The following is a 16399-nucleotide window of genomic DNA, read 5'->3' on the forward strand; positions in this document are numbered from 1 at the left end:
TATTTACAATGATTTAAGGCTAATGTTTTTCACAAAACACATTGCAATATAATACAAAAAAACCTGCATAAAAGCAGGTTTTTAAATTTATAAACACCAGAAATCACCTTAATGAGTAGGAACTTATTAAATCTACACCGCCTTCAACATACTCATATTGATATAAATTATTACCTCCTATCATTAGTAAACTATTCTCTAACGGGATGACATCTTTAGACTCTATCTCATTATATGTTTTTGTTAATTTCACATCTAGTGGCTCTTCTTTGTCGAACAACTTTAAACCGGAAGTCCCATCACAAACAAATAACGTATTTTCTTTAATTCCTAATCCATAAGGGTTTTCCAATTCATAGCGACTTGCTAATTTTGGTGTTGTTTTATCACTAATATCAATCACTTCTAAAACACTTTCCAGTTGCCCGCAATCGTTTCCTCCACGCAAAGTTAAATATGCGTAGTTCCCATCAACAACCACAGGATCGCATCCTTCCCAATGCATAAACTCCGATACATATTCAGGCGATGATGGATTTTTTATGTTATAGATATACATACCATTGGTACTTCCTAAATACAAATAATCATCAGCTTGAAACATGGTTTCTATATTCCAACCTGCATTTTGTGTATTCTCAAGAACCGGAGAAGACAAATTTTGAATATTAAAAATAGTCATTTGATAATTCCCAACGGTGTACAAATAATTGTTTACTATTTGAAAACGTGCCAAAGACCCGCCTTGCCCTGTAACTGATTCTGCAGTTGCTGTGGATAAAACGCCATCTTGAAAAGTAACATCAACAAATCGGTTATCCATTTTCTTACGTCTCTCGGTAGTTACCGTCCATCCTACAATAACGTTATTTTCTAAATCTACTTTACCATAATCGACAGCTTGAGCTTCAACAGGAATATTATAGTCATAAATATTAAACACATCTTTTAATCTTTCAACCAAAGTAATTGAATTTATATCAGAGATATCAAAAACCACTAAATCGGTTGCACTATCGGCATACAGGAAATCATCTTTTACCGAAATATCTTCATTGCCTGGAATCTTAATAAATTTGGTGACTTTTGGCTGTTTGGGATTAGAATTATCAATAACATGCACGCCCTTATCAACATCGCTAACAAAAATATAATTCTTGTAAGCGTATATTTTACCAGCTTCTTCAATGTCTTTAGGGATGGTAATCTCAACCAAGTTTCTAAAGTCAGCTTTAGTCATTAACTCTGGAGTTGCCACTTGAACAAGCTCAAAGTTAAGATCTTTTTTATCGCAAGACCAAATGCTTATTAAAACGAAGGACAACAAAAGATATTTAAATTTCATAGCAAATGATTTTAGTTTAATATTTATAACGTAACAAAGATTCTAATCCCTCAAAGTGCAATATAATCTCATTACTTCCATTAATTTGTAGCGGTGCTAAATCAAACGAGATTGTTTTTTTAAAAACTGCTAAGCAAGCCTCTTGGTTTATTAATTGAAACTTCAAATAACGCTGTTCTGGTGAAGACTCGGCAACAGCTCCAGAATCTACCAAATTAAATTCCCAAGAATTTCCGTCGCAACCAGAGGCACTTATTTCAATAGTTAAACAGTTATTCGTTATTTCTGCACTCACCAAATTAAAATCGGCAGAAACTAAATTATTATAAATATTTTTATTTATTACTGTTTTTTGATCACAAATATCTATAGTGGGCTTAATATCGTCATCTTCTTTACACTGAATACTCAAAAAACTGCACATTATAGAAACAACTAAAAGAATTTTTCTTAACATCATTAAATTCCTTTTTTTTAGATTAATACTTTAATACGGGAAATCCATTTTCACACGTTACTTCTTTCGGCTGTGCTGGTAAATCACATGTAGAAACGATGTCCCATTTAATATTATATGCATGTTCCAAATTGGTATATGCTTCAACTTTCTGCAAAAAGCTTACCGTATCTATTTGTATAGAATAAGCGATATATCCTTGAGGTCCCCCACAAGCTTTAGAACCATAAGCCGTAAAAGTCCAATCGCTAGCATTAGTGCAGGAAACACTTGTTGATAGTTGATAAATCTCATTAAACAAATCCATTAATTCACGATGATCTTTTTCCCGCTCTGTTAACTCTATTTTTACCACTAATTTATTTTCGGTAAGTGAAACAATACGCCACGCGTAATTAATAGGATATTGTTCTTGAGTTATTGTTAAAAGTTCATCCTTTAACGTCCATTCCCCATTAGAATCGAAAAAAGATAATGGAGGCGTTCCGCACCAACCTGAAGAGCGCTCAACAAAACTCCCGTTTTCTTTGAATAAAATTCCATAATTTTTTTCAGGCAAAGCGTTAGCTTTCTTGTATGTTATTTCTTCACCATCATAGGTAGGCTCTACCCAACTACCTATTAATAAATTATCAGGATCAACAGTGTTAGCGTCATCATCTGAGCATTGCATATTCATAAAACAGAATATGACAGAAATAGCAAATAGCATCTTTTTCATAAATGTGGGGTTTTAAAAGTTTATTTTTTAAATAGATACTTAAAGCTTGTTTTGGTTGCGTAAATAGCTTAAAATAATTATTAAAAACTGAAAGAAATTAAACTGCCACTTTGTCATAAAACATAAATAAATTGTATCTTTGCACACTTATTGACTGCTTTCAGTTTTGAAATACTATGGATAAAATTATAGACGAAAATAAACAAGGGGAATCCCTCATTTTAGAACAAAAAAAAGATAACAAACGTAAGCTTTTTATTGAAAGTTATGGATGTGCTATGAATTTTAGTGATAGTGAAATTGTGGCTTCAATTATGGCCAATCAAGGTTTTAATACCACACAGCATTTAGAAGATGCCGATTTAGTTTTGGTAAACACCTGTTCTATTCGTGATAAAGCAGAACAAACCGTGCGCAAACGTTTGGAAAAATATAATGCCGTAAAAAGAGCCCATAATCCAAAAATGAAAGTGGGTGTTTTAGGCTGTATGGCAGAACGCTTAAAAACAAAGTTTCTTGAGGAAGAAAAAATTGTCGATTTGGTTGTTGGTCCAGATGCTTATAAAGATTTACCAAATCTTTTGGCAGAAGTAGATGAAGGTCGCGACGCTATTAATGTCATGCTTTCAAAAGAAGAAACTTATGGAGATATTTCGCCTGTGCGTTTAAACACAAATGGTGTAACAGCGTTTGTATCTATTACTCGTGGTTGTGATAATATGTGTACTTTTTGCGTGGTTCCTTTTACACGTGGACGTGAACGAAGTCGTGATCCGCAAAGTATCCTAGAGGAAGTAAACGATTTATGGAACAGAGGGTTTAAAGAAATTACGTTGCTTGGTCAAAATGTAGATAGCTACCTATGGTATGGTGGTGGTTTAAAAAAAGATTTTGAAAAAGCAAGTGAGATTCAAAAAGCAACATCTGTAAACTTTTCAAAATTATTAGAACTATGCGCTAAAGCCCAGCCAAAAATGCGGATTCGCTTTTCAACATCAAATCCGCAAGATTTAACATTGGATGTGGTTAAAACTATGGCTAAATACAATAATATCTGCAATCATATTCATTTACCTGTACAGAGTGGCAGCGACCGTATTTTAAAAGAGATGAATCGTTTACACACGCGTAAAGAATATATGACCTTGATTGATAACATTCGTCAAATTATTCCTGATTGTGCTATTAGCCAGGATATGATTGTTGGTTTCCCTACTGAAACTGAAGATGATTTTCAAGATACTGTTTCATTAATGAACTATGTAAAATATAATTTCGGTTATATGTTTACGTATTCTGAACGTCCGGGAACTTTGGCAGAACGCAAAATGAAAGATGACGTACCCGAGGAAGTGAAAAAACGACGTTTACAAGATATTGTCGATTTACAACGTGATCATAGTGAAATTAAAACTAAAGAACACCTCAACACTATTGTAGAAGTGCTCATTGAAAAAGAATCAAAGAAATCAAACTCGCAATGGTCTGGACGTACGTCTCAAAACATTGTAGCAGTATTTCCTAAAGGGTCATATAAAATAGGTGACTTTGTAAATGTAAAAATAACAGACTGCACTAGCGCTACACTTATTGGTGAAGCCATTGGGTATTCTGACAACAATTAAAACAAGTGGCAGAATTTAACTTTAACAACAAAACATTTTTTTTAATAGAAAATTCTGAAAATGGAAAAGTTAATTCTGAAACCATCTTTAAATACAAACAAAAGGGCAATTTAGTAACTGCTGATTATTATGGGGGCACCATAAAATACGGTAAAATAATTGCCCATTTAAAAAATGATAAACTTGATATGTTATACCAATGTATAACGACAGAAAATGAATTGAAAGCAGGGAAAGCCGTTGCCCAAATAAGTGTAACGAGTAGCAATAAAATAAAACTTATCCTTAATTGGGAATGGTTAGAAAATAAAAATGAGCATGGAATTTCTGAATATATTGAGCAGTAAAAATTGAAAAGATTCCCGCCTACGCGGGAATGACAAAGAAGACAATAAAATGGAATCAATTCAAGCAATAAAACAACGTTTTGGTATTATTGGTAATACACCTTTACTAAATCGAGCCATTGAAAAAGCCATTCAGGTAGCCCCTACCGATATTTCGGTTTTGGTTACTGGAGAAAGTGGTGTTGGTAAAGAAAGTATTCCAAAAATAATACATCAGTTATCGCACAGAAAACACAATAAATACATAGCTGTAAACTGTGGTGCTATTCCTGAAGGCACCATTGACAGTGAACTCTTTGGTCATGAAAAAGGAGCATTTACAGGGGCTACACAAACCAGACAAGGGTATTTTGAAGTAGCTGACGGAGGAACCATTTTTCTTGATGAAGTAGGTGAATTGCCTCTAACAACTCAAGTTCGTTTGCTACGTGTTTTAGAAAATGGCGAGTTTTTAAAAGTAGGTTCCAGTAAAGTGCAAAAAACCAATGTTCGTATTGTTGCTGCTACTAATGTAAATATGTTTGAAGCTATCGAGAAGGAAAAGTTTCGAGAAGATTTATATTACAGATTAAGCACGGTAGATATCCATTTACCCCCATTACGAGAGCGACGAGAAGATATTCATTTATTGTTCAGAAAATTTGCCAGTGATTTTGCTCTTAAATATAAAATGCCAACAGTTAAGCTAACAGATTCTGCCATTCAAGTATTGGCAAAACATCGTTGGGGTGGTAATGTTCGTCAACTTAGAAACATTGCAGAGCAACTATCCGTTTTGGAGCAAAATAGAACAATAACTGCTGAAACTCTTAGAGGCTATCTACCAACAGCAGGAACCAATTTACCTGCTATTATAAAAACATCAAAATCTGAAAGTGATTTTAGCAGTGAACGTGAGATTTTATATAAAGTTCTATTCGATATGAAAGCTGATTTAAATGATTTAAAAAAGCTTACCATGGAGCTCATGAAAAATGGGAATACCAAGGATGTTGAAAAGGACAATGAAGGGTTAATCCAAAAAATTTACGGCAATAATAAAGACGAAGAAGCTATCTATGAAAATCCTGTTCAAGAAACAGAGGTATTATCAATTCCAGAACACCCTGTAGAGCAAGATGAGATTATTGATATTCAGGATAAATATCATTTTGCTGAAGAAATTGAGGAAGAAGAAACCTTATCATTACATGACAAAGAATTAGAATTAATAAAGAAATCGCTTGAACGTCACAGCGGAAAGCGTAAATTAGCTGCTGCAGAACTAGGAATTAGTGAGCGTACTTTATATAGAAAGATTAAACAATATGATCTTTAAATTAGTGTTTAGTAAGTAGTATAAGATAACAACATTATAAAAAAGTAATCGTTTAGAAATAAATCAATTATCATTCTAGAGTTTGCACTGAGACTGGTCGAAGTGAAGACAAGAACCCAATAAAGCAAATGACATACACAAAGTATATTTTTATTTTATTAGTAAGCATAACCCTTTCCGGTTGTGGTATTTACTCATTTACAGGTGTAAAAACAGGAGATGCTAAAACATTCCAAGTAAACCGTTTTGAAAACACGTCATTATTAATTGAACCTGGCTTAGAAAGAGATTTTAAATTAGCACTTGAGGATTTAATACAAAACCAAACCAATTTAGGATTAGTACCTTCAAATGCCGATTTGGTTTATGAAGGTGAAATAACAAATTATAGAATTTCACCAACCACTGCAACATCCCAAAATACAGCTGCTCAAAATAGATTAACCATTGGTGTTAAGGTGAGGTTTTACAATAGATTGAATGAAGAAGAAGATTTGGATCAATCTTTTTCATTTTTTTATGATTACCCAGGAAGTGCCCAACTTGTTGGTGGCCAGAAAGCAACGGCCCACGAAGAAATTTTTGAGCGACTTACCCAAGATATTATTAATGCAACTCTAGCTAGATGGTAACCAGATGAACGCGACAGATTTCGTAAACTTATTACAACATCCACAAACTATAACGCATCAGCAAACTGAGGCTGTAAAATCTGTTGTTGATGAATTTCCATATTTTCAATCAGCTCGTGCTATATATCTTAAAGGCTTAAAAAATAAAAGTAGTTTTAAATATAATCAAGAACTTAAAACAACTGCTGCTTATACTACAGACAGAAGTATTTTATTTGATTTTATTACATCAGAAGTATTTATTCAAAATGAAATTTCACAATTTATAAAACAAAATATTTCACACCTAAAGGATATTGATGTTACCGTTGAAGATATTTCAGTAAACAAAAGTGTTAAAATAGACAGTACTTTAAAGCAACAGATTAAAGACACTATAGGCGTATTAGATCCTACCCTATTCCAACCTAAGGAAGAACGACCTGAAAAAACGACAACAAATTTTGTTTTAGACGACTCTGAAGTTATTGAACGTATTATCCCAGAAAATGATGCTACTAAAGAAACCAAAGAAGATACTACATCTCAAAAAAAACCAATTAGTGATATATTAAATATAGGCAAGCCTTTTGAGTTTGATAAAAGAGAAACACACTCTTTTAATGAGTGGTTAAAATTAACCTGTTACACGCCTATTGAAAGAAACGAAGGCGAGGATAAAGAAAGCTCAAAAAACACTAAAAGTTCTGAAAGTATAGAAGAAAACCCAAAAAGCACAACTTCAGTCGAAGAGAAATCTTCTAAAGCGCTAAACAAAGCTAAAAAGTTTGAGCTTATTGATGAATTTATCACAAAAAACCCCAAGATAAACCCTTTTCGAGCTACAATTACCAAGGGGAATCTTGCAAAAGCACAGATGATACAACCTGAAGCCTTAATGACTGAGACTTTAGCACGTATTTACGTAGAACAAAAAAACTACAAAAAAGCAATTCAATCTTATAAAGTTTTAAGTTTGAAATATCCAGAAAAAAGTGGTTTCTTTGCAGACCAAATTAAAGCAATAGAGCAATTACAAGAACAAAATAATATATAATAATGAGTACGTTTACAATATTTTTAGCATTAATTGTAGTGGTAGCATTTTTACTAATTGTAGTAATTATGGTGCAAAACCCTAAAGGCGGTGGATTATCATCATCTTTTGGCGGTGGCGGTACACAACAATTAGGTGGTGTAAAAAAGACAACAGACTTTTTAGATAAAAGTACGTGGACTTTAGCTACCCTATTATTAGTTTTAATACTAGCTTCAAACATAGCAATTAATAGAGGTGGAGAAAATTTAGATTCTAAAGCTTTAGACCAAGATGCAGCTACAAGTGCGCCTGCATTACCTGCTCCGCTACCTGCAACTAATGATGCTGCAACGGCAACACCAGCAGATTCTACAGGAAATTAATTCTGTTTACAAAAGAAACAAAAAATGCCAGCTTTTAGAGTTGGCATTTTTTGTTTCTACCTATTTGGTAGACAAGTCTGCAAGTTTGTCAGTTCTTAAGCATTGGCACATTTTTAGTATAACGCTTAAGCGTTAAGAAAAAACATATTTTAAATTAATTAAAAAATATAACAAATGGCATTAAACATTAAACCATTAGCAGACCGTGTTCTTATTGAACCTGCTGCAGCTGAAACTACAACAGCATCAGGAATTATTATTCCAGATAACGCTAAAGAAAAACCACAAAAAGGAAAGGTAGTTGCCGCTGGAAAAGGCACAAAAGATGAACCTATTACTGTAAAAGTTGGTGACACTGTTTTATACGGAAAATATGCTGGAACCGAACTTAAACTAGAAGGTAAAGATTATTTAATTATGCGCGAAAGTGACATTTTAGCAATTATTTAAATAATTGCTTTTTCCATTCCCGCGACTTGTGCTGAACTTGTTTCAGTAAAACGGGAACCCCATTCAAATAAAACTAAATTTCTATTAAACAGATTCCTTCCTTAGAGGGAATGAAAATAAAATTTTTCAAAATGGCAAAAGATATAAAATTCGATATTGAAGCACGTGACGGTTTAAAACGCGGTGTTGATGCATTAGCCAATGCAGTAAAAGTAACTTTAGGTCCTAAAGGGCGTAATGTAATTATTAGCAAATCTTTCGGAGCACCACAAGTAACTAAAGATGGCGTTTCTGTAGCTAAAGAAATTGAGTTAGAAAACCCGCATGAAAACATGGGAGCTCAAATGGTAAAAGAAGTGGCTTCTAAAACCAATGATTTAGCAGGAGACGGAACTACTACAGCTACTGTTTTAGCACAAGCTATTGTAAAAGAAGGTTTAAAGAATGTTGCTGCTGGTGCAAATCCAATGGATTTAAAACGTGGTATTGATAAAGCTGTTGGTGCTATTACTGAAAATTTAGAAAAACAATCTAAGCAAGTTGGTAATTCTTCTGAAAAAATAAAACAAGTTGCTGCAATTTCTGCTAATAATGATGACACTATTGGAGAGTTAATTGCTCAAGCATTTACTAAAGTTGGTAAAGAAGGTGTTATTACTGTTGAAGAAGCTAAGGGTATGGAAACATACGTTGATGTTGTTGAAGGCATGCAATTTGATAGAGGATACTTATCGCCTTACTTTGTAACGGATGCTGATAAAATGATTGCCGATTTAGAAAATCCATACATTTTATTATTTGACAAAAAGATTTCTAACTTACAAGAAATTCTTCCAATCTTAGAGCCTGTAGCACAATCTGGACGCCCTTTATTAATTATTGCTGAAGATGTTGACGGACAAGCCTTAGCTACATTAGTGGTAAATAAATTACGTGGTGGACTTAAAATTGCAGCTGTTAAAGCTCCTGGTTTTGGTGACAGACGTAAAGCCATGCTAGAAGATATTGCTATCTTAACTGGTGGTACTGTTATTTCTGAAGAAAGAGGATTTACTTTAGAAAATGCAGATTTAAGCATGTTAGGGACTGCTGAAACTGTAACGGTTGATAAAGACAATACTACGATTGTTAATGGTGCTGGTGTTGCAAAAGACATTAAAGCTAGAGTTAACCAAATTAAAGCTCAAATTGAAACAACCACTAGCGATTACGATAAAGAAAAACTGCAAGAGCGTTTAGCTAAGTTAGCTGGTGGTGTTGCTGTTCTTTATGTTGGTGCTGCTAGTGAAGTGGAAATGAAAGAGAAAAAAGACCGTGTTGATGATGCGTTACACGCAACTAGAGCTGCTGTTGAAGAAGGCATTGTTGCTGGTGGTGGTGTTGCTTTAGTAAGAGCAAAATCTGTATTAGAAAAGATAACAACTGAAAACTTAGATGAAGTAACAGGAATTCAAATTGTAGCACGTGCTATTGAGTCTCCTCTACGTACTATTGTTGAAAACGCTGGTGGAGAAGGCAGTGTTGTTATTTCTAAAGTTTTAGAAGGTAAAAAAGATTTTGGTTACGATGCCAAATCTGAAGCCTATGTAGATATGCTTAAAGCTGGTATTATAGATCCTAAGAAAGTAACACGTATTGCATTAGAGAATGCAGCGTCTGTTGCTGGAATGATTCTTACTACCGAGTGTGCATTAATCGATATTAAAGAAGACGCAGCGCCAGCTATGCCTCCAATGGGTGGCGGTGGTATGCCAGGAATGATGTAGTCGAGAGCTTCGACACGCTAATTATAAAAAACGCCTCGATTTATTTTGAGGCGTTTTTTATTTAATATGTTATGTGGTATAACGTAGCTTATTATAGTCGCTTACTCTAAAGAGTTGTTTGAGTCAATTAAAGATTTTAATTTTGACAAGGAACTCTTTATGTTTTCAGAATTACTTTTTTTATCCATAAGCTCTATCTTTCTTACCATACTATCATAATTTGCATCCGGAAATGTTTTTAATAACAAAGAAAAGTATTTGACAATACCATCGCAAAAAAGAACCAACCCTTCTTTAGAATATGATTTTTCATCATTTATTTCATCCAAATAGTAATTGAAATTACCAACAATTTTTTGGACATTAGATTTTAATACTCTCTTTGTACGGTCAGCTTCTGGATCATCAACTCTCTCAAGTATTTCATCGTTCCCTATTTTAAAATATTTTATTTGTAAACCTAGTCCAAATTGAAATATTTTCAAATACTCTTTTTCATAAATAAAATTATCTTTTCTATCTCTAATATCATAAATACCATTCATATCTTTCCATCTATTAAAGAAATCTGTAGCAACACCAGATCTGTGTTTCAAACCTAATTCATTATCATCCAATACAACTAAATAATTCTGCTCATCAGTTAATTTTTCAAGAATTGGACGAGTTTCAGGATCATCAAAAGTTGGTAAGTTCTCATTATTAGTATTTCCTACTTTGATAGTTAAAATTACATTTGAATAATCCATAGCGTCCCAATACCTTTTTTCTAGGGGAAATTTTGAGCTTGAATCATTGCAATTAAGCATTAATAGACAAATAATAGATGAAAACAGAATGTTAGTCTTTAACATATATTTTTACTTTAGGGTTTTTAAATTCAGAGAGTAAATTTAATAAACTATCTACAGTTTTTTCATATTTCTTTTGCTCACTTAAAACATAGCTGTGAAATGTATCATAATCATAGTCTCTTTGATAATCCCTTTCTTTGATTTTGTAATCATTAATAATTTTTTTTATTTCAAATTCTGTTAAACTATCTAAATTAGAAATTTTTTGCTTGGCTAAGCGAGAATACAACTCTGCTATTCTGAAATGATATAATTCATGAGTTAAGAGTTCTTTATTTTTAGAATGTGTGTTATAAACAAAAGAACGTGAAGGATGAAAATATGTTTCTATTATTACATGTTCTTGATTTATCGATGACTTGATCTCAGTTACTATATAAGCAAACCTCTTATTTCCATAGAGTGATTTTTTAAAGAATTCAAATCCTCTAAAATTCTTAAATGATATTGAATCAATTTTGCTGTAAGGTATCGGCCTTTCATAATCAAGAAAGTTTATATATACAAGAGCAACAAAAAAGATAGTAACTGGAATAAGAATTATTAAACTAAATTTTAGTATTCTTAATAGTTTTTTAAATGGCTTTGAATTTCCCTTTGATCTTTCTTTTAAAACAAAACGCAATTGATAAATAGCTGGTGAAAAATAGACAAGAAGGAATAAAAGTATTATTATATTATCATTCATGTTTGGTCAGGTTAAACTCGAAGCCTAATTTCTATAATATCATATCTTCTTCTGATAAAAAGACATAATGACTCCATTGGGCAACGTTTCAGATTTTATAAGTGTTAAATTTTCAGGAAGATTTTTTTCTAAAAATGTTTTTTTACCAGAACCAATAAGAACAGGAAAGGTCCATAGTCGAAATTCATCGATCAAATCGTGTTTTAAAAGTTCTTGAATGAGCTCCCAACTTCCGTGAACCTGTAATAACAGGCCATCTTTCTCTTTGAGTTTAGTGACTTCTTTGGCTACATTTCCAGAAATAGGTATGGAATTTTGCCAATTTAGTTCAGAAAGCGTATTTGTTATTACATATTTTGTTTTATGATTAAGGGGTGAATCAATTCCTGAATTATGCACACTAAAAAGCTCATACGTTTTTCGTCCAAGGAGAAGATCATATGGTTGTGACATAGCCTCTCGACCTACTTGTTCCATAACTTCTTTCCAGTGGTCTTTTGCCCAGCCTCCTTTTGTGAAACCTTCTGAGGTGTCTTCATTTAGATCACTTGGAGCTTGCATAACACCATCAAGTGATTGAAAGGTTAGGATTGCTAATTTTCTCATTGTAATTACTTTTAAATCCTGTTTCTTTTTTGTCTTTTACCAAAGGTTTGTCATCTTATTTTTTTGATATCCCACAATCCAATCGTTGATGCGGTAAAAAAGATAACCAAGATTAGATTTAAATAACCTCCTTTAACTATAATCCAAATATTGTCAGGCAAAAATTTGCAAACTAAATCTTCTATTAAAAATGGAATAAGTGGAAAAAAAACAATGATCCATCTCGGATATAAAGTTTTTCTTTTCCAAACTTGACTAATAAATAGAATTGATAAAATTCCAACAATCGGATAAACGAATAATCTCAAAATTTGATTTATTCTTTCAGAAAGCGAAACAGCCTCGTTTATATCAAGATTATATTCGACCGATAATTTCGCTGTTGTCGCAATGGCAAGAAAAGCTCCATGAACTATTCCAAATGCTATTAAAACACTTCCAAAAAAAATTAATAAGCCATTTCTAAAAATTGGTTTTGCTGGTTTAAATGCATAATATACTTGACCTAAACCAATCATATAAAACCAAGTTGCAAATAAGGCACAAACTCCACTTGCAATAATTCTAAAGTTAGAAGCATTCCCCATATTTCTTCTAAAATTCGTACTAATTGGGTCATAATACAAAAACATATCTCCAGCAAACAAAATCAATCCACCCAATATTCCAAATAGTCCTAAAACTCTAATCCAAAACTGATTCATCTTCATTGCAAAATTCCATTTATTTCACTTTCAAATGTAACCATTTTGAAATACATTTTCTACAAAACAATATTTTCTACCTCATTAGTTTTAATGCACAACTCTATGTTTTTAATAATTGTGCTTGCGTAATTAATTCTCTATTGTAAAATATACAAGAAACTATCTGAAAAGCTTAAAAATTATCATTTTTAGCGTAGTCAAAAAAACTCATAACACTAATAAACAAACATTTAAATTTGGAAGATTCTTCGCTATGCTCTGAATGAATTTTTCAGACAACCCCTTACATCTATAGAATTTATAAAATATTATTTTAACATTAACCTGAGTTCGGCGTAAACTTTATTAAAAACATCTCATGTAATCCAATGAAAAACAGATGTTTGTCATGTCGACGGAGCGAAGCATGAGTGACGAGACATCTCATCATGATGAGATTCCTCCTCGTTCCTCGTCGGAATGACATGATTTCTTCTTTAAAACCTTTTAAGTATCTGATTATCATTTTATAATATATCGAACTGACGTTAACATTAGATCAACACAACTTACAACTATAAACCATACAGTTACAACTTTAGTTAGTTTCACTATAGACTTTTAAAGTCGCTTTAAACGATCCAGAATTATTCCTGACTTCTTTATCATTAATGTGAAATACAACATTACCAGAAGATTTTATTAAACTTAAATTGTCAAGATCATAAAACAAATAAGGATCATTGCTCGTGGTGTAAAATAATTCACCATGATTCATCTCTTGTGTCCTATTATATGTTCTATAGGCTCCATTTAAAAACCCTTCTGGTCCTGAATAACCTGTAAACATACCATAAGAAACTTTTCCATTGGCTTTGAATCCTACTACGTCCCCCTTATTCAATTTAAGATTCGTTGATGTATTTTGCTTATTCCCTGCTATATTAAATACATATTCCTTGGCTTCAAAACAATTTGACATATACATAATCTTAAATTGCGCATCATTTGACTCAATTGTTTTTAACACATTACAACCTTCAGCCTTTTTATTTAAATTAATATAAGCTTGACCCAAATAAATTTCGGCAGTACCTTCTGCAAATAAATATGATTCTTTATCTATGTATGGCTTAACATATTCAATTACTTTATCAAAATTTTCAAGTTGAAAATACGCTTCAACAATATAGGCATCATAAACTTGGCTAAACACCAAGTTATCTTTCTTGTAAGTTATTGCAGCTTCTATTAAATCTATATACTTCTTTGATTTTCTTAATAAACTCAAAGAACTAATATCTGTTTGAATTTCTTCTGGAAAATCTTGAGCATCTACGTTTTGAGCATGACCAGCGGATACTAAAAACACAGTAATTAATACAGCTATAACACGATTACTGTTTAAATTGATTAATTTATATTTCATTTTTTATTTGCCTGTTAATACATCTTTTCCTTTAAAGTATCCTTTTTCACCATTAGGTAGCTTAACGGCAATCCATTTTTCTTTATCAATACGCTCCAATAAATCTAACTCTAATCCTCCAGGAAACTGCCCTAAAATCTCTGATTTTTCGTCAGGATTGGAATAAGCTATTTTTCTTTTGCTTCTAGACCCTTTAATTTTTATTCTCTCAATTAAAAGGTTTTCTTTTGATCCTTTTTTAAATTCGTATGGGTAAATTTCTATCCCCATATTGTAAAGGTCTTTAGTTAATAAAATATTATCTTCGGCTCTTCTCAATCCTTTAACATATGGCTCCTTATCTGGATTCATATTTACGGCAACGCTATAAAACGCTTTAGCTTTTTCATAGTTACCAACCACTTCATTTAAAATCCCCATATTAAACACCAATTCTGCATTATACGGATCTACTTCATATATGGCATCATACATTTCATAAGCTTTATCTATTTCTCTTAGTCTTAAAAATTCGTTAGCATCTTTTACCCGTTCTTTTAATTTTTTATGCTTCACTTTTTCAAAAGTAAAAGTGTATGAATAATAGTATGGAGCGATATAATTCGCAAATTGGCGGGCTATTCGCTCACACGCGTATTCGGCAAGTTTACTAGGTGCCATTACTGCATTATTATTTGGCCTTGTCCCTCCCTTTGTAGTATCACTAACTGACGATCTGCCACTGGTTTGACCTATAATTTCTCCTGTTGAGACTAATAAAATTTTCATTCGAGCTTCGGCAGATGTTGTTCTTTTTAAAGTGTGTGTATTAATTAACTTACCTTCGTCACTTCTGTACGAGCTATGATCTCTTTCATCTGTACTGGAATAAGACACATTACCTAAAATAATGGCATCTACTCCTAGCACCTGCCCAATGGAAATAATTTCTGTATCACTTAATTGCCCTAATTCAAGTTCTTTTTCCTCTAGGACTCTTTGCAACTCTTCTCTTTCTACTATGGAGTAAATATCTGTACGAGCACCTTCAATAAAACAGTTTTGATTTTTACCTCTATATTCTTTAAGTAACGAAATAGATATATAATCTGCAAGCTTACTACCTATATCTATTCCTGCGTTTTTATATTCTTCGCTACTTATATTTTCAAAATCTAGAACGGCTATTCTTTTTACATTGCCAATATCCTTTTCTGCCGGACTTAAAAGCGATGTATTTAATGTTGTTTTAAATAATTGTGCCGAACAAATATTATAATTAAAAAATATCAGTAATAGAACTACTCCTTTTTGCATTTGTTTTTTTAATACCATGATTATTAGTCTTAATTTTGGATAAATGTAAAATCAATAACTAGAACCAACTTGCGGTAAAACGCAAAGAGATGTTTTTTTAATATAAAAATTAAATTAGCCCAATATCTTTAGTAATGCTTATAAGTTGGGGAAGGGTTTCTGCTCCAAAAATTGTTTTTAATTCCTGTAATCTATATTCTATACTTCGTTTACTTCCAGAGGGAATATTATTTTTTTTAAAATATTCCGGAATTTGTTTTTGTTTTAAACCACCTGCCAGTAATTTTAAAATTAAAGTATCGGAATTACTTACTTCTGATATGTTTCTGGAGTTTCTAAGCAACATAGAAATAGAGTCGGAATAATATTTTCCTCCATCAAAAACGATCTGCAATGCTTTTTTTATATCTTCAAATTCTCTTCTACCTTTAGATATGTAGGCATCTATAAAATATTCATCCAGAAGCTTTTTTACCTTTCCAACACGGTTTTCAATAGAAAAAACAATAATCCTCAAGTCTGGTTGTATTTTTTTTACCTGTTCTATAAGTTCTGTTCCCGATTTTACATCTCTTGAATGATGATCTTCTTTAAAGGAAAGATCCGTTATTAAAAGGTCAAAAGGCATATTTTTTTTTAATGCTGCTTTTATTTTAAGTATGGCATTGTCGCAATAATGGGTTGTATCTATTTTACCTATACCAAATGTTTCTAAAGAACTTTTAAGTCCTTTACTTATTGTTTGTTGATCTTCTGCAATGAGTACTTTTTTATACAT

The 16399-nt window shown here is 32.2% G+C and carries 18 protein-coding genes; 8 read left to right on the forward strand and 10 right to left on the reverse strand.

What is annotated here, in order from left to right; all coding sequences use genetic code 11:
- Positions 1-103: 103 nt before the first annotated feature.
- Genes Q4Q34_RS04085 through Q4Q34_RS04095 form a run of 3 tightly spaced genes read right to left on the reverse strand, consistent with a single transcriptional unit; the run spans position 104 to position 2523 of the window.
- Entirely contained in the window at positions 104-1345 is a 1242-nt protein-coding gene (locus Q4Q34_RS04085; protein WP_303318496.1) for an LVIVD repeat-containing protein, read from the reverse strand.
- 16 nt (positions 1346-1361) lie between these two features.
- Entirely contained in the window at positions 1362-1805 is a 444-nt protein-coding gene (locus Q4Q34_RS04090) for a hypothetical protein (protein WP_303318497.1), read from the reverse strand.
- A gap of 19 nt (positions 1806-1824) precedes the next feature.
- Complete coding sequence (locus Q4Q34_RS04095; RefSeq protein WP_303318498.1) at positions 1825-2523, reverse strand: lipocalin-like domain-containing protein; 699 nt, start codon at positions 2521-2523, stop codon at positions 1825-1827.
- A 176-nt stretch (positions 2524-2699) separates the two neighbouring features.
- On the opposite strand from Q4Q34_RS04095, the gene miaB reads away from it, so the two are divergent.
- From miaB to groL, 8 genes are all read left to right on the forward strand, one after another.
- Positions 2700-4148: a tRNA (N6-isopentenyl adenosine(37)-C2)-methylthiotransferase MiaB gene (gene miaB, locus Q4Q34_RS04100; RefSeq protein WP_303318499.1), complete on the forward strand. Its 1449-nt coding sequence runs from the start codon at positions 2700-2702 to the stop codon at positions 4146-4148.
- Positions 4149-4153: 5 nt separating this feature from the next.
- Entirely contained in the window at positions 4154-4495 is a 342-nt protein-coding gene (locus tag Q4Q34_RS04105; protein ID WP_303318500.1) for a hypothetical protein, read from the forward strand.
- A 49-nt stretch (positions 4496-4544) separates the two neighbouring features.
- On the forward strand, positions 4545-5813 hold the full coding sequence (locus Q4Q34_RS04110) for a sigma-54 interaction domain-containing protein (protein ID WP_303318501.1): 1269 nt from the start codon (positions 4545-4547) through the stop codon (positions 5811-5813).
- 128 nt (positions 5814-5941) lie between these two features.
- Complete coding sequence (locus Q4Q34_RS04115; RefSeq protein ID WP_303318502.1) at positions 5942-6445, forward strand: LptE family protein; 504 nt, start codon at positions 5942-5944, stop codon at positions 6443-6445.
- A gap of 4 nt (positions 6446-6449) precedes the next feature.
- Entirely contained in the window at positions 6450-7481 is a 1032-nt protein-coding gene (locus Q4Q34_RS04120) for a hypothetical protein (RefSeq protein WP_303318503.1), read from the forward strand.
- 2 nt (positions 7482-7483) lie between these two features.
- Complete coding sequence (gene secG, locus Q4Q34_RS04125) at positions 7484-7846, forward strand: preprotein translocase subunit SecG (protein ID WP_303318504.1); 363 nt, start codon at positions 7484-7486, stop codon at positions 7844-7846.
- A gap of 174 nt (positions 7847-8020) precedes the next feature.
- The gene (locus Q4Q34_RS04130) at positions 8021-8296 is read left to right on the forward strand and encodes a co-chaperone GroES (RefSeq protein WP_303318505.1); all 276 of its coding nucleotides are present in this window, start codon (positions 8021-8023) and stop codon (positions 8294-8296) included.
- Between the two features lie 131 nt (positions 8297-8427).
- Positions 8428-10062, forward strand: coding sequence for a chaperonin GroEL (gene groL / locus Q4Q34_RS04135; RefSeq protein ID WP_303318506.1), 1635 nt, complete (start codon positions 8428-8430; stop codon positions 10060-10062).
- A gap of 101 nt (positions 10063-10163) precedes the next feature.
- Here the strand turns inward: groL and Q4Q34_RS04140 are convergent, their stop codons facing one another.
- From Q4Q34_RS04140 to Q4Q34_RS04170, 7 genes are all read right to left on the reverse strand, one after another.
- Positions 10164-10811, reverse strand: a complete 648-nt coding sequence (locus Q4Q34_RS04140; RefSeq protein ID WP_303318507.1) for a hypothetical protein — start codon at positions 10809-10811, stop codon at positions 10164-10166.
- Positions 10812-10902: 91 nt separating this feature from the next.
- A complete protein-coding gene (locus tag Q4Q34_RS04145) occupies positions 10903-11604 on the reverse strand; it encodes a hypothetical protein (RefSeq protein WP_303318508.1) in 702 nt (233 codons plus the stop codon).
- A 39-nt stretch (positions 11605-11643) separates the two neighbouring features.
- Positions 11644-12210: a dihydrofolate reductase family protein gene (locus Q4Q34_RS04150; protein WP_303318509.1), complete on the reverse strand. Its 567-nt coding sequence runs from the start codon at positions 12208-12210 to the stop codon at positions 11644-11646.
- Positions 12211-12260: 50 nt separating this feature from the next.
- Positions 12261-12920 carry a DUF6796 family protein gene (locus Q4Q34_RS04155; protein WP_303318510.1) on the reverse strand — a complete coding sequence of 220 codons (660 nt, stop codon included), beginning with the start codon at positions 12918-12920 and terminating at the stop codon, positions 12261-12263.
- A 574-nt stretch (positions 12921-13494) separates the two neighbouring features.
- On the reverse strand, positions 13495-14325 hold the full coding sequence (locus Q4Q34_RS04160) for a hypothetical protein (protein ID WP_303318511.1): 831 nt from the start codon (positions 14323-14325) through the stop codon (positions 13495-13497).
- A gap of 3 nt (positions 14326-14328) precedes the next feature.
- Positions 14329-15621, reverse strand: a complete 1293-nt coding sequence (locus Q4Q34_RS04165) for a CsgG/HfaB family protein (protein ID WP_303318512.1) — start codon at positions 15619-15621, stop codon at positions 14329-14331.
- Positions 15622-15730: 109 nt separating this feature from the next.
- A complete protein-coding gene (locus Q4Q34_RS04170; protein WP_303318513.1) occupies positions 15731-16399 on the reverse strand; it encodes a response regulator in 669 nt (222 codons plus the stop codon).

Origin of the sequence: Flavivirga abyssicola, assembly GCF_030540775.2 — a bacterium.
Lineage (GTDB): Bacteria > Bacteroidota > Bacteroidia > Flavobacteriales > Flavobacteriaceae > Flavivirga > Flavivirga abyssicola.

What these genes read in the sequence shown, in the direction of transcription:
- Q4Q34_RS04085 (WP_303318496.1), bottom strand. Translation starts at nt 1,345, where the DNA reads ATGAAATTTAAATATCTTTTGTTGTCCTTCGTTTTAATAAGCATTTGG.
- Q4Q34_RS04090 (WP_303318497.1), bottom strand. Translation starts at nt 1,805, where the DNA reads ATGATGTTAAGAAAAATTCTTTTAGTTGTTTCTATAATGTGCAGTTTT.
- Q4Q34_RS04095 (WP_303318498.1), bottom strand. Translation starts at nt 2,523, where the DNA reads ATGAAAAAGATGCTATTTGCTATTTCTGTCATATTCTGTTTTATGAAT.
- miaB (WP_303318499.1), top strand. Translation starts at nt 2,700, where the DNA reads ATGGATAAAATTATAGACGAAAATAAACAAGGGGAATCCCTCATTTTA.
- Q4Q34_RS04110 (WP_303318501.1), top strand. Translation starts at nt 4,545, where the DNA reads ATGGAATCAATTCAAGCAATAAAACAACGTTTTGGTATTATTGGTAAT.
- Q4Q34_RS04115 (WP_303318502.1), top strand. Translation starts at nt 5,942, where the DNA reads ATGACATACACAAAGTATATTTTTATTTTATTAGTAAGCATAACCCTT.
- Q4Q34_RS04120 (WP_303318503.1), top strand. Translation starts at nt 6,450, where the DNA reads ATGAACGCGACAGATTTCGTAAACTTATTACAACATCCACAAACTATA.
- secG (WP_303318504.1), top strand. Translation starts at nt 7,484, where the DNA reads ATGAGTACGTTTACAATATTTTTAGCATTAATTGTAGTGGTAGCATTT.
- Q4Q34_RS04130 (WP_303318505.1), top strand. Translation starts at nt 8,021, where the DNA reads ATGGCATTAAACATTAAACCATTAGCAGACCGTGTTCTTATTGAACCT.
- groL (WP_303318506.1), top strand. Translation starts at nt 8,428, where the DNA reads ATGGCAAAAGATATAAAATTCGATATTGAAGCACGTGACGGTTTAAAA.
- Q4Q34_RS04140 (WP_303318507.1), bottom strand. Translation starts at nt 10,811, where the DNA reads ATGGATTATTCAAATGTAATTTTAACTATCAAAGTAGGAAATACTAAT.
- Q4Q34_RS04145 (WP_303318508.1), bottom strand. Translation starts at nt 11,604, where the DNA reads ATGAATGATAATATAATAATACTTTTATTCCTTCTTGTCTATTTTTCA.
- Q4Q34_RS04150 (WP_303318509.1), bottom strand. Translation starts at nt 12,210, where the DNA reads ATGAGAAAATTAGCAATCCTAACCTTTCAATCACTTGATGGTGTTATG.
- Q4Q34_RS04155 (WP_303318510.1), bottom strand. Translation starts at nt 12,920, where the DNA reads ATGAAGATGAATCAGTTTTGGATTAGAGTTTTAGGACTATTTGGAATA.
- Q4Q34_RS04160 (WP_303318511.1), bottom strand. Translation starts at nt 14,325, where the DNA reads ATGAAATATAAATTAATCAATTTAAACAGTAATCGTGTTATAGCTGTA.
- Q4Q34_RS04165 (WP_303318512.1), bottom strand. Translation starts at nt 15,621, where the DNA reads ATGCAAAAAGGAGTAGTTCTATTACTGATATTTTTTAATTATAATATT.
- Q4Q34_RS04170 (WP_303318513.1), bottom strand. Translation starts at nt 16,399, where the DNA reads ATGTATAAAAAAGTACTCATTGCAGAAGATCAACAAACAATAAGTAAA.